The organism is Clostridium acetobutylicum ATCC 824 (assembly GCF_000008765.1).
In the GTDB taxonomy this organism is placed as follows: Bacteria; Bacillota; Clostridia; order Clostridiales; family Clostridiaceae; genus Clostridium_S; species Clostridium_S acetobutylicum.
In genome coordinates this window covers 405,020-419,485 of the sequence record NC_003030.1, presented here as the reverse complement: position 1 = coordinate 419,485, position 14,466 = coordinate 405,020, and the positions used below count along the sequence as shown (strand labels likewise).

Sequence of the window (14,466 nt, the reverse complement as noted above, 5' to 3'; positions counted from 1 at the left end):
GCTTTGTTAACGTTAACGTAATAATTTATTAACTATAATAAACTTATTATGTTATATGACATTTTGTAATATTTTACTACAACTTGCTATTTGTGCAAGTGTTATTCTATATTAAACACTAAAATATTGATAACGTGAACACTATAATTCAAACGATTACATTACCATAAAGAAAAGAATTACAAGGGGTGTTACTATGCAAAAATATTCTAAATTAATGGCAGATTCCATTATAGCCAAAAACATAACTTTAACTGACCATTGGGGTTACGAATATGGATTGACTCTAGATGGAATTGCTAAAGTTTATGAATGGACAAAGGATAAGAAATACTTAGACTTTATCATTAAAACAATGGACACTTTTATAAATGAAGATGGAACAATAAACGGTTATAAATTAGAGGAATATAATATAGATCATCTTAATAACGGAAAAATACTAATAACTCTATTTAAGGAAACAGGCAAAGAAAAGTATAGAAAAGCTTTAATCAATCTAAGAAAACAAATAGATAATCATCCTAGAACTAAGGAAAACGTTTTTTGGCATAAAAATATTTATCCACACCAAATATGGTTAGATGGTTTATACATGGGAGCTACTTTTTACGCTAAATATGTAAAAGAATTTGGTGAAGAAAAGGAGTTCGATGATATAACTCATCAGTTTATAATAACTGAAAAAAATTTAAAGGATAATAAGACAGGCCTTCTCTATCATGCTTATGATGAATCTAAAACTGAACCTTGGTCAAACAGTGAAACTGGACTATCACCTCACTTCTGGGGAAGAGCTATGGGCTGGTATGTTATGGCCTTAGCTGATACAATTGAAGTTTTACCTAAAAATCACAAGGATAGAAATGCCTTAATAAAAATATTAAATAATTGTGTAACCGCTTTACTTAAAGTTCAGGATAATGCCAGCAAAGTATGGTATCAAGTTTTAGATGAAGGCGAAAGAAAAGGAAATTACTTAGAAGCTTCTGGTTCTTCCATGATAGTTTATGCATTACTTAAAGGAGTAAGGCTAGGATATCTACCTGAATCTCTTAAAGAGACAGCAAAAGAAGCTTACAAAGGACTTATAAATGAATTTATCTTAGAAACAAAGGACGGACTTATAAACCTAAATAAAATTTGCTATGTAGCCGGTCTTGGTGGTAAAGACAAAAGAGATGGAAGCTTTGCTTATTATATAAGTGAACCAATAGTAAGTAATGAACCAAAAGGCTTAGGGCCATTCTTACTTGCATCTTACGAATACGAAACACTTTAATGATATACTTTTACTATAATTTAAAACCTTTAGCAATGTGATTGCATTAATATTTAAGTTAAATATTTAGAGAATTCATTAAGGAGATTTTTAAAATGAATAAAATTTTTAAATGTTTCCCAGACGGAAAATTTAAAGTCTTAACCATGAGCTATGATGATGGAAAGTTATCTGATAAAAAACTTGTGAGCATTTTTAATAAATATGGTATCAAGGGGACCTTTCACATAAACTCAGGACTTATCGGATCTTATAACCGTTTAACTAAGGCTGAAATCAAGACCTTATATAGTGGACATGAGGTTTCTGCCCACACTCTAACTCACCCTACAATTGCTAGATGTCCTATGGAACAAGTAACAAAAGAAATACTTATGGACAGGGAAAATTTAGAGGAAATTGTTGGATACCCCGTACGCGGTCTATCCTATCCTAACGGTTCGTACAATGATTCTATAAGAAACCTCCTTAAATATCTTGGTATAGAGTATTCAAGAATAGTTGGCAATTCTGATTCCTTTGATCTTCCTTCTGATTTTACAGCTTGGAAAGCTACCTGCCATCATAACCATAACTTGATGGAACATGCTAAGGAATTTGTTTTTCTATACAAAAAACAATATCTATACATGATGTATGTTTGGGGACACAGTTATGAATTTGATAGAGATAATAATTGGCATCTTATAGAAAACTTCTGCAGCTATATATCAAATAAGGACGATATTTGGTATGCAACAAACATCGAAATAGTAGACTACAAAAACGTACTTGATAATCTCAAATTTTCAGCAAAGAGTGATTTTGTTTACAATCCATCAGCAAAATCTGCTTGGATCACTGTAAACGATGAGATTGTAGAAATTAAAGGTGGTACGCAGTTAAAACTATCTTAAATTTAGAAAAAGTATATCTACTTTATTAAGGGGTGTAAATTATGAAAGAGAAAATAAAATTAAGCAATATACTCGGCTACTCAAGTATAAACTTTCTCGGAAGTGGCGCTCAAGGCTTAATGTCTGCATGGCTATTATTCTTTTATAGTAGTGTCTGTGGCATTAATTCAGTAAAAGCGGCATCAATATTTGCAATAGCACGGCTTATAGATGCTGTTGGTAACCCGGTACTTGGCTTTATAAGCGACGGTTTTGGTAAAACAAAACTTGGTAGGAGATTTGGTAGAAGAAAACCTTTTATCGCTCTCGGAATAATCGGAATAGCTATTGTTTTCCCTCTATTATGGATATCAGGCAAATCCTTTATCTATTACTTTGTAGTTAACATGATTTATGAAGTATCTTACACCTTAGTTTTTGTTCCTGGAACAACTCTTCCAGCTGAAATGACACAAGATGCTGCCGAAAAAGCAAAACTTATCGGTGGAAAACAATATTGTGGTAACATAGCAAATACTATTACTGGATTCTTAACAGGTTTTATATTTGGTTCCTTTGGAAAAACCTCTACTAAATCCTTTTGGTATATAGGTCTTAGTTGGGGAATTATAACTACAATTGCTTTACTATTCTTTATCTTTAACGTGTATGAGAGAGATCCAAAAACAGCTGTATACGAAGATGATGCTGGTTCTCTTATAGAAGTATTTAAAAAGCTTGGAATAGATTTAGTTTCATGTATGAGAAATAAAGCTTTCAGACTTCACTCCGTTATGTGGTTCTTGGGTAGTGTTTACAAACAACTTGCACAAGGTGTACTTACCTTCTTTGCAGTATATGTACTAAGCTTAACAACAGTTGCAGTATCAAACGTAAACGGTGTTTCTTCATTAGTTTCATGTATTGCATTATTAGCATATATATTACTTGCATACAAAATTGGTGCTCCTAAAACATTTAAACTAGGAATAGTAATAATCTTTGTATCACTTTTAGGTTATGTATACCTTGTATTTACAGGTCATAATTCGTTGACATTAACTTTATTTGTAGTGTTCTCAATAATTAATATTGTAGGTAAGGCTGCTGTTGACTACATTCCTACCTATCAGATGGGCTTTATTGCTGATATTGATGAAGCAATAACTCTAAAGAGAAGAGAAGGTGTATACAATGGTATCAATGGTTTATTTGGTAAACTTGCAACATCAATAGAATCAATGGTACTTGGTATTGGTTTAGGCGCTTTTGGTTTCATAAGTACAAGCGCAAAAGCAAAACATATGCCTCACCAGCCACACAGTGCAATAGTTGGAATATCTATAGTTACAATCGTATTCCCTCTTGTACTTCTTACAATAACTTGGATTGCTGCTTCAAGATTTAAGCTTACAAAAGAAAATCACAAATTATTAATAGATGAAGTAGACAGAATTAAAGCTGGTGGCTCATTAAATGAGGTATCTCCTGAAGCTAAAACAGCTGTTGAAGCACTAACTGGTTGGAAATACGAGAAATGTTTTGGAAACAACAACGTAGCTTACTCAAATAAAAAGAATACTTCTGGTTCTCTATCAGTGTAGTATGTTAAATTCATATGGGGTTTTTGCAAATACATGTACTATATTTGCTAAAACCCTATATGCTTTTATATTATAGATGAAATTTAATTTCATTTATCACCTACTCTTAAAATAATTTGGAGGTAAATCTTATGGATGAAATAAAAAAATGGAAAAATGTATGCAAAGCAAAAAAAATAACTGAAACTCTTAATAAAAGACACTTTAAAGCTTCTTACGTAGAAACTCTTGAAGAAGCTAAAGAAAAACTAATTTCAATGATTGAAGAAGGTTCAAGTGTTGCTATTGGAGGTTCTACCACCTTAAGCCAAATGGGAATGGTTGACGTCTTAAGAAACGGCAATTATAAGTTTTTTGACAGATATCAAAACCTCCCTTTTGATCCTGATATAGTAGAAATACATCGCAAATCTTTAACTGCAGATTACTTAATAACTGGAACTAACGCAATAACTGAAAATGGTGAACTAGTTAATACTGACTGTACTGGTAATAGAGTAGCTCCAATGATTTTTGGACCTAAAAACGTTATAATTGTAGCTGGAATAAATAAAATTGTAGAAAATATAGATGCTGCATTAAAAAGAATTCGTGAAATTGCTCCTATGAATTCAAAAAGAATAAAACACGAAACACCTTGTGTTGAGACGGGTTTTTGTGTAGACTGTGATTGTAAGAAAAGAATTTGTAACTTCACCACAATTATCCACAACGGAATAAAGTTTGAGGGAAGGATAAAAATTATAATAATAGCTGACGAGCTTGGATACTAATGACAATATAATTTTAAGAATGGAGGATGGCTAATAATGAATTTTAACTTAGTCACAGCAACTTCAACATCTGCATCATTTGAAATAGAGAACAATAAGTGTTTTTATTTAGAAAGTACAGCAGATGTATATATGAACAACGAAAGGATTTTAACAACAGATAAAAATGTATTTACACTAAACAATTTAACACCGGGTACAGAGTACAGTATCTTTATAGAGGATACTGAAAGCAAAGCTAAAAGCCCTGTTATAAGCATAAAAACGAAATTAGAATCTGCAGTTGTTAACATATTAGATTTTGGAGCTGTTGGAGATGGAAATCATGTTAATACAGCATTTATACAAGCTGCTATACAAGTATGTCCTGCTTTTGGAAGAGTTATTATACCTAAGGGCACTTACCTAACCGGTCCTTTGTTCCTTAAAAGCAACATAACCTTAGAGCTTGAAGAAGGCTCCGTACTTTTAGGTTTAAAGGAAAGAGAACACTATCCAATTTTGAAGGCAAATATATCTATGACTAATAGAGATTTTTATCTTGGATCTTGGGAAGGAAATGAAGCAGACTGCTTTGCAAGCTTAATTACAGCTATCAATGTTGAAAATGTAAACATTATAGGAAAAGGCACCATTGATGGAAATTCTGATTTCGATACTTGGTGGTTTAAGGCAAAAGAAAAGAGAATAGCTTGGAGACCAAGAACTCTATTCCTTAATGCCTGCAAAAATATATTAGTTGAGGGTGTAACAATTAAAAATTCTCCATCTTGGACTATTCATCCTTTAATGAGCGATCATTTGAAATTTATAAACTTAAGCATAGAAAATCCCTTCAATGCCCCAAATACTGATGCTTTAGATCCCGAATCTTGTAAAAATGTTTTAATACTCGGAGATACTTTTTCAGTTGGCGATGACTGCATAGCAATAAAATCGGGAAAAATAGATATAAGCAAAAAGAATCCAGTTTCCTCTGAAAACATAAATATAAGAAATTGTAATATGCGTTCAGGTCATGGAGCTGTTGTACTTGGAAGTGAAATGTCTTCTGGACTTAAATCTATATTTATAGAAAAATGCATCTTTAATGCCACTGATAGAGGTCTTAGAATTAAAACAAGACGTGGCAGAGGTTCCAAAGGTATTATAGATAATATTCACATGAAAAATATAAAGATGGACAAGGTGCTAACACCATTTTCAATTAACTCCTTCTACTTCTGCGATGACGATGGAAAAACAGAATATGTTTGGAGTAAAGAAAAATTACCCGTTGATGATAAAACCCCTTACATAGGAAGTATATACGTAGAAGATGTAACTTGTACAAACGCTCATGTATGTGCTGCATTCATGTACGGTCTTCCAGAACAGAAAATAGAAAAAGTTTCTATGAAAAATGTATCTGTATCCTTCGATGAAAATGCAAAGGAAGATTATGCTGATATGATGAGCTTTTTAGAACCAATGAAAAGAAACGGTATGTACTTCAACAATATTAAAGATTTAGTTCTTGAGAATGTTACTGTAGAAAAAGCTCTAAATGAAGAAATTACAAAACTTAATATTGGCTAGCTTTACTTAAATAATATAATTTCTAAACTGTGTTGATATTACCTATCAACACAGTTTTTTGTTTTCACATATATTTCACACAATAATTTGATATTGAAACGACAATTCATATATATAATTCAAATATACGGAAGCTTAATATATAGATATACAACCCCCAGTGGTATATCTATATATTAACTTTCATATGATACAGTACCCATAAATAAAGAAACTAGTCTAATTATCAATTTATACATTTCTCCAATCTTTTAAAGCCTTATATGTATAAATTGCTTTTAGATTAGTTTCCCTGCATTTTATCATTAAGGAGGTTTTTCTATGGAAACTTTGAAGAAGAATTGGACTAAATTCATTTTATCGTTTATCATGCTTGTCTTGGCAATTATATGTGTTTACACTTTATCTACATACAAAAGCAGCGAAAAAAATACAGGTTTTCTTAAAATGGGGGGTGGATTTAACAAAAGCTTTAACAGCTCTTCAAGAAAGCTTAACGGTCAACCCAATATGAAAGGTGCTCCAGCACAACACCCTTCTAATTCCAATGCAAACTCTAAATCCGCTCCACCTAATAACTTTAACCACAATGTATCAAAACCTCAGAGAATGATGGGTGGAGGTGAGTTTAACTCCAGCAGTAAATATTCCTCGGAAGTACTAATCTACTCCTTAGGCTTCTTTGCTATAGTTATTTGTGCATATCTTGCTATAGTTAAAAAGAAAATAAAAATAAGCACTGAAAACAGAGGGTTTATACTTGCAGCTTTTCTCGTAATTGGATTTCTATTTAGAATTATTGTGGGACTTTTAATAACTGGGTATGTTACAGACATAGGTCTTTATAAACAATGGGCCTTAACCGCTGCTAAAAATCTTGCAGCCGTATACACTAATGGATCTGTAGACTATCCTCCTGTGTACCTCTACGTTCTATCTATTATTGGTAAAATAGCTTCTAGCTCATTTATGAGTAATTACTCAACGCTACTTATAAAACTTCCATCTATAATTGCAGATATATTTTCAGCCTACTTTGTGTATAGACTCTCTATAAAGCGTTTTTCTTATGAAACAAGCTTTGCACTTACGCTATTTTATTTATTTAATCCAGCAATATTAATAAATTCAACCTTATGGGGTCAAGCAGATTCTTTCTTTACACTATTAGTTATACTTGCAGTTTACTTTATATCTGAGGATAAGATAGTACCGTCTTCTATATTCTTTGCTTTGTCTGTATTAATGAAACCACAAGGAATCATCTTTCTTCCACTAGTTTTGTTCTGGTATATAAAAAATAAAAATTTAAAGTCTATTTTTAAATCCATAGCTTCAGGGTTTATAACGACAATAATTGTACTTGCACCTTTTTCCATATCAAAGGGAAATATAACTTGGATTTTTGACCTTTATACAAGAGAGGTTTCAGAATATCCATATGCATCAAATAATGCTTTTAATTTTTATTCTTTAATTGGAGCCAATAGAGTAAAAGACTCAAACACAATGTTTATATTCAGTTATCATACTTGGGGAATGCTTTTTATAGTTTTAATAACTTTAATTTCAGGCTTTTTCTATTTAAAAAGTAAAAACAAATACGCTTCAACCTTAGCTGCCTTAATACAAGTAGTTGGTGTATTTAACTTTTCGGTTGGAATGCATGAAAGATACATGTTTACAGCAGTTTTAGCATCAATTTTAGCTTATATATACTTTAAAGATAAAAGACTTCTCTTGATTTCTCTCTTACTAAGCTTTATAAATTACGCTAATATGCACACAATCTTGTTTAACAGGCTTAATATGAATGTTAATTCATCGAGTTCAATGCTAATAGTATTTATATCACTCTTAAACATAACCACCTTTGTATACCTAATAAAAGTTTGCTTTGATTTATGTTTAAAAAAGGATATTAAAGTCACAGAAGACATCCAAAATACTTTATAATATAAAATTCACCAAATCAATTTAGGATTGCCCTTTTTATAAAGGCAATCCTTTTCTTCTTACAGCTGTTTATATTAATAATTTCCAACATTCTTCACCATTCTCTATTATACTTTTGTAATTCGTCAAAACGTAATTCCTATCGAAAATAGTCAAAATTACCACATGTTAATATTCCTTAAACATTTTTTACTTATATTAATAAATTTTAACATTAATTTAATTAATTTCATAATTTTTGTGATAAAATTAATATAAAACTACCAAATGGGGGGATATAATTTGTCTAAACAAAAAAAATTAAATTATCTAACAGCAAGGATGCTATTGATATTTTTCGTGATTTTCACCTTGCTTGGAAATTTCCCACTAAGATCTTTTGCAGCTTCTAATGACAAAACTTTTGACTTAGTTGAAATCAACGATTTTCACGGTGCACTAGAAGATACAAGCAATCCCGCAAATCCTGTTGCTTCAGTTCTTGGAAATAGGGTAAAAGCTGTTAGCGCTTCTAACCCCGATACCATTGTTTTTGGCGGTGGTGATCTTTATCAAGGCTCTGCTCTATCCAACATTTTAAAAGGTGTTCCAGTTCAAAAGGTTATGGACAGCCTTGGAATGCAGTTTACTACTCTTGGAAATCATGAATTTGATTGGGGCTTAGACACTTTAACAAATACAACTATGCAAGGTGCTAATTACAACATAATATGTTCAAATCTATATAACAAAAATCCAGATGGCAGTAAAGGCAGTAGAGTTTTCGACCCTTATAAAATAATAACAAAAGATGGTGTTAGAATAGCATTTATAGGTGGAATAACAAATGAAACACCTAATATCGTTACGCCTTCCTATGTATCAGATAAAATTTTTACTGACTTAGCAACTGAAATTAACAGTGTTGCTAGTGATATTAAAAATAATAATAAGGCAGATGTAATCATTGCTGTAGTTCATGAAGGTGAAGACAATCTAGATAACATAGTAAGCAAACTTTCAAATGTAAATGCAGTATTTGGAGGTCACACCAACACTATTGAAGAAAAGCTGGTTAACAATATACCTGTCATAAATGCAAATTGCAACGGTAAAGGTTTTGCAGATTTAAAGATGACTGTAGCCGCTGATGGAAGTGTACATTTTTTAAATACAACCTCTAGCTATATTGCTTTAGATAATGCAAATGGCTACAAGTCTTCTAATCCAACAACCGATCCTGATATTTCTAGTATTGTAAATGATGCTAAGGCGTCTGTTGGTCCCACATTAAATCAAGTTTTAGGTAATATCAAAAATACTATAACTAGAACTCAAACCTCTAATCCCTATGGTGAATCGGCTTTAGGCAATTGGGCATCGGATGTTATAAAAAATTATGCCAATGCTGATATAGGGATATCTAATAATGGTGGTTTAAGAACAGATTTAAGCAGTGGTGATGTTACCTATGGAGACATATATGCCTTAATGCCTTTTGACAACGACATAGAAACGGTTACCCTAAACAAAGCTCAACTAAAGGATATTCTAGAACAAGCTGTTGGAAACTATCAAGATTCAAGCTATCCTAATACCACTCTTGGTGGAAAAGGGCTTCAAGTCTCAGGAATTAAATTCACTTATGATCCATCAAAATCCTACGGAAACAAAATAACTTCTATAACCAGAGAAAATGAAACTCCAATAAATGACACAGAAACTTTAAAGCTTGCAGGTCCTGATTTCGTACTTACTGGCGGAGATGGCTTTTTAAGATTCAATAAATCTGATATAAAATCAACCTTAGCTGATACTCATAAGCTTGTGCGTGATGCTTTAATGGATAATGTAAAAGCAAATAACACAGTTAACTACACAATGGATAACAGGATTGTAAACTCAGCTACACAAATACCATCTACAATTTCTATCCTTGCAACCTCTGATATCCATGGAAATGTTCTCAATTACGACTATGCAACAGGAAAAGCACCAACAAACACTCAAGGCTTAGCTAAAGTATCCTCATATGTTAATTCTGTTCGTGCTTCAAAACCTAACGTAATGCTTATAGATGATGGCGATACTATTCAAGGAACTCCCCTTTCGTACTATTATGATAAGATAGATACAACTTCTGAATATCCTCTTATGAAGATTATGGGAGCTATGAAATACGATACTTGGACACTTGGAAACCACGAATTCAATTATGGTTTGCCAACTTTAAACAGAGTTATAAGTGATGCACGTAAGGAAAATATAAATGTTTTATCCGCAAATACTTATAATAGTGACAATACAAACTTTGTTAATCCCTACTATATTAAGACCTTTAACATAAATGGTAAAACAGTAAATGTGGGAATATTAGGTCTTACAACTAAATGCATACCCGATTGGGAAGACCCTTCTCACTATGCAGGGCTTCATTTTAATGATCTAGTTGACGAAGCTAAACTTTGGGTTCCTAGAATGAAAGCGGCAGGAGCAAATGTAGTTATAGTAGCTGCCCATAGTGGTGAAGAAGGTGCAGCTGATACAATTCCAGAAAATCAAATTAAAGCAATAGCTACAAATGTTTCAGGTATTGATGCCATAGTTGCAGGTCACGCTCATGTTACTGTTAATGATACAAGCTTAAAAAATCCAAATGGAAAAACTGTACCTGTTGTTGAACCAAACAAATGGGGAACTTTTGTATCACAAATAGATATAACCCTAGATAACAGCGGAAATGCCTCAACTATAAATACCCAAAACGTTAAGATGACAGATTCGATTCCCGAAGACCCTAATATAGTTAATATAATTCAGCCCTATCAAAATAAAACCTTGGACTATATATCAACTAAACTAGGAACCTCCACGGGAGAATTTACAGGCAGTAACCAAACAACTCAACCTACTGCCATAATGGAATTAATAAACAAAGTGCAAAAGGATGCAGCTAATGCTCAACTTTCAATAGCAGCTCCTTTAAGTTCTTCTGCTTACATTCCAAAAGGTGATGTAACTATAAAAGATATTATGTCTGTATATGTTTATGAGAATTATTTATATGGCATAAAAATGACTGGAAAACAGCTAAAAGATTGGCTTGAATACTCCGTAAGATATTATAAACAGGTTTCAAGTCCTAATGATTCAATTGCAAAAGACCCTGCCTTAAATGTTCCTGACTATAATTTAGATCAGCTATATGGTGCTACCTACGATATAGACTTAACGCAGCCTGCTTGCACAATTGATCCTTCAACAGGAAGAATTGCCTCTGGAGACAGAATAAAAAATCTCAAGATTAACGGAGTACCAATTAAAGATTCTGATGTCTTTACTGTAGCAATAAATGACTACAGATACAATGGAGGTGGTGGTTTCATGAAAGCTGCTGGTATAAGCAATACCGATCCAAGTATTGTAACCTACAGCTCCGCCAAAGCTCTTGGAGATGATGGTCAGGTTAGAAGCTTAATGCAAAGTTATATCAAAAACAATCAGACTATATCCCCTGAAAACTCAAATAATTGGAAGTTATATACTACACCTGTTTCGGATACAAGCACTGTTCCCGTTGCTCCTACACCAATCGTAAATCCTTTGCCAACAAATAATAGCACTACATCTACAGGTTCAAACATACCAGGTGAAGCAACTACAGGAGCACAACCATCGTCTACTACAACAAGTGATGCTCCAAATTGTCAATTGTCTCCTAACTCTGAATGTCAAGAAAATACGACTTCTATTAAAACGCTTCCTAAAACAGGTTCTATGATAGATAGCACTGTACTTCTTATTATAGGAACACTGCTTCTACTCTTAGGTTTGGCTTTTATTATTTGGAATAAATTTAAGAATAAACAAAAGTCTGTTCAATAAATTTATCTGTAGGATGTTTTAAATAACTTAAAGCATCCTACAGTATGCATTAATAATTTCAAACAATGAATGGAGTTCAAAAGAAAATGGATGTTAATAGTTTTATTGTTTTATTAAAATATATGTCATTAAGTGTTTTTATTTTTATTATCATAATTCTTATATTAATCAACTTATATCCACTTTTATTTTATAAGTCTCCTATAACAAAATTGAGAAGAGATAGTTTTGATGTGATAATTATTTTAGGATTTCCTGCTTTGCAGAACGGAAAGCCCTCTCCTATAATGAGAGAACGAGTTATAAAAGCAGTTAAATTATTTAATAAAGGATACGCTAATAAGATTATATGTTCTGGTGGAGGAGTATATAATAAATATATTGAATCGGATGTTATGGCTAATTTCGCAAAATCATTAGGTATTCCAAATGGTTGTTTGATTAAAGAGGATAAATCAAGAAACACCTATCAAAATATACAAAATTCAATAAAGATAATGGAGAATAAACATTGGTCATCAGCAATAGTAGTAACTTCTCCTTGGCATTTAAGACGTTCTAACTATTTTCTATCAAAATTTAACATAGCATATCGAATGGAGAAATCCGACTATCCAAAAGAATTCTCTTATCTTTATATTATTGCTATGTACATGTGGGAGAATTATGTAATGACTAAAACTAAAATGAATTTACTTCTTTCTTTTCTACTATTAGAAATTTATCTAGGTTATTTATCATACGTTTATTATTATCTTCAATAGAATGAGTAACTGAATTATTCTTAGCTGGCATATATGCTATAAATTGTTCCATATCTTGTGGATAATTAAAATCTGCATATACCTCTTCAACCTTTCTAAGAAGTTCATTATCATCTTTTATTGTACTTCTTAGATAATTTAATATTCCATACCTTAATTTTCTTATTTCTAACTCCCAACTTGCACTTTGTGGAACTAGCATATCAATTTTAAATTTAAAAAGCATTTTTGTCAGTATTTCACCTTTTAAATTATCTTCAATCCCCCATGCTAATTCATTTATAAATTCATCATCCTCGTATTTATCATCATTCATCATTTTAAGCGCATAAGTTGTTAATTCATCACACTTTACTAGATTAATGCTTATACCAACGTATAATGTTCTCCAATCGTAATCTATTCCACTCTTATCTAGCATGTCCATATTTATAATCATAAGTTATTACCTTTCTTTTATAGTATTTGAGTTGGAATCCCGTTAACAAAATCACTACTAACATGTAAAAAGGAAGAACCTACCATTCCAATACCGTGTCCAACTATAGCAATTCAACCCATATTTGCTTTTTAAACTTAACTTTTAAAATGCTTTTCATTCTACTATTTATTACCATATAATCATCTACTTTGCTAAGGGTTTCTACATCTTCAATTTTACAAGTAAAAACTATTAATTCTTGATAAGTTATTGTTACTTCACAAATTTTCCTATATACATCCATGAACATAACTATTTCAAATCCCTTATCATCTTTTAAAGAATAAATAAGTTCACCTGCTTCTACCTCTCCAATGCTAACAGGTTCATTGCAAAACAACTCTAATAACTCATACTCATCATATTTAATACATATATATTCTTCCACCCTATTTGTTTTCATTTGTCATTAGTAAATTCGATACCACAAATATAAAAAATCACTTGCCGATTTATAGCAATGGCTTTTTACTGCATTTTATTGCTTTTTACTGCATCTAGTATAATAAAAGTACAAAAGAATTGAACCGAAATTACAGCAATACAAGTTATAGCACCAACGGCATCACCACTATTTATAAAATTAGAAAAAACTAATAGAAATATGTATGATACAACAATTCCTAATATGACAGATTTAGCAATATTTTTAATAACATTAATTAAATTAAATTTCATTTGATAACTCCTTTAATTTACTTCCTTAAATTTTTTTATTACTTTCCTTCTTCTCTTGCGGATACTTCTAGCATGAAATCTTCTATAAAACTATCAACTATGTTTCGAAATAATTCAAATGGTATATACTATATTCCTTTGGGATTGTTAAACTTTACTTCACTATACAATTCCGTATTGTCCCATGCTATTTCTATAGTATCTTCAACAATTTGTTCTTTGATCCTAGGCATTTGATTTAATTATTCAATCCATTCCTGCGGTAAATCTCTTAAGTCTTCTTCAATAAAGTTCCCTATATTTTGCACCTCCAAATTAAAATATTATTTCTAATGCTTGTTTCTTGACAATTTCACTATCAAACTATTTCACTATATCTTCATATCTTCATCTCCATTACCATTCAACAGAATCGGGATAATATCCCTATTCTTTATCCTACCTTAATATAACATTAACAACAATAAATTTCATGATATTTAATATTTCCTTGTATTGAATGGATTTATTACGAATTTCAATCTCATAATCATTAAAAGTATCAAATCCTGTTGTATATTCATTTAGTTTTCCTTCATAATCATGTACTTTAATGTTAACATACCAGTTTA

The 14,466-nt window shown here is 31.5% G+C and carries 11 protein-coding genes; 8 read left to right on the top strand and 3 right to left on the bottom strand.

Annotated elements, in window-relative coordinates; translation table 11 throughout:
• The first annotated feature begins 196 nt into the window (after positions 1-196).
• The 8 genes from CA_RS02045 to CA_RS02010 all read left to right on the top strand — a co-directional run bounded on the left by CA_RS02045 (position 197) and on the right by CA_RS02010 (position 12,696).
• A complete protein-coding gene (locus tag CA_RS02045; protein WP_010963681.1) occupies positions 197-1,282 on the top strand; it encodes a glycoside hydrolase family 88/105 protein in 1,086 nt (361 codons plus the stop codon).
• A gap of 95 nt (positions 1,283-1,377) precedes the next feature.
• Positions 1,378-2,178, top strand: a complete 801-nt coding sequence (locus tag CA_RS02040; protein ID WP_010963680.1) for a polysaccharide deacetylase family protein — start codon at positions 1,378-1,380, stop codon at positions 2,176-2,178.
• Positions 2,179-2,219: 41 nt separating this feature from the next.
• Entirely contained in the window at positions 2,220-3,761 is a 1,542-nt protein-coding gene (locus CA_RS02035; protein ID WP_010963679.1) for an MFS transporter, read from the top strand.
• A 131-nt stretch (positions 3,762-3,892) separates the two neighbouring features.
• Complete coding sequence (locus CA_RS02030) at positions 3,893-4,534, top strand: lactate utilization protein (protein WP_010963678.1); 642 nt, start codon at positions 3,893-3,895, stop codon at positions 4,532-4,534.
• 36 nt (positions 4,535-4,570) lie between these two features.
• Positions 4,571-6,112, top strand: a complete 1,542-nt coding sequence (locus CA_RS02025; RefSeq protein ID WP_010963677.1) for a glycoside hydrolase family 28 protein — start codon at positions 4,571-4,573, stop codon at positions 6,110-6,112.
• Positions 6,113-6,433: 321 nt separating this feature from the next.
• The gene (locus tag CA_RS02020; RefSeq protein WP_010963676.1) at positions 6,434-8,068 is read left to right on the top strand and encodes a glycosyltransferase 87 family protein; all 1,635 of its coding nucleotides are present in this window, start codon (positions 6,434-6,436) and stop codon (positions 8,066-8,068) included.
• A gap of 282 nt (positions 8,069-8,350) precedes the next feature.
• Positions 8,351-11,932, top strand: coding sequence for a bifunctional metallophosphatase/5'-nucleotidase (locus tag CA_RS02015; RefSeq protein ID WP_010963675.1), 3,582 nt, complete (start codon positions 8,351-8,353; stop codon positions 11,930-11,932).
• A gap of 86 nt (positions 11,933-12,018) precedes the next feature.
• Positions 12,019-12,696 carry a YdcF family protein gene (locus CA_RS02010; RefSeq protein ID WP_010963674.1) on the top strand — a complete coding sequence of 226 codons (678 nt, stop codon included), beginning with the start codon at positions 12,019-12,021 and terminating at the stop codon, positions 12,694-12,696.
• On the opposite strand, the gene CA_RS02005 is transcribed toward CA_RS02010, so the two are convergent.
• The 3 genes from CA_RS02005 to CA_RS01995 all read right to left on the bottom strand — a co-directional run bounded on the left by CA_RS02005 (position 12,614) and on the right by CA_RS01995 (position 13,855).
• Positions 12,614-13,135: a DUF2247 family protein gene (locus CA_RS02005; RefSeq protein WP_010963673.1), complete on the bottom strand. Its 522-nt coding sequence runs from the start codon at positions 13,133-13,135 to the stop codon at positions 12,614-12,616. The genes CA_RS02010 and CA_RS02005 overlap by 83 nt on opposite strands.
• A gap of 103 nt (positions 13,136-13,238) precedes the next feature.
• The gene (locus CA_RS02000) at positions 13,239-13,580 is read right to left on the bottom strand and encodes a hypothetical protein (RefSeq protein ID WP_010963672.1); all 342 of its coding nucleotides are present in this window, start codon (positions 13,578-13,580) and stop codon (positions 13,239-13,241) included.
• A 65-nt stretch (positions 13,581-13,645) separates the two neighbouring features.
• Entirely contained in the window at positions 13,646-13,855 is a 210-nt protein-coding gene (locus CA_RS01995) for a hypothetical protein (RefSeq protein ID WP_010963671.1), read from the bottom strand.
• Between the last annotated feature and the right edge of the window lie 611 nt (positions 13,856-14,466).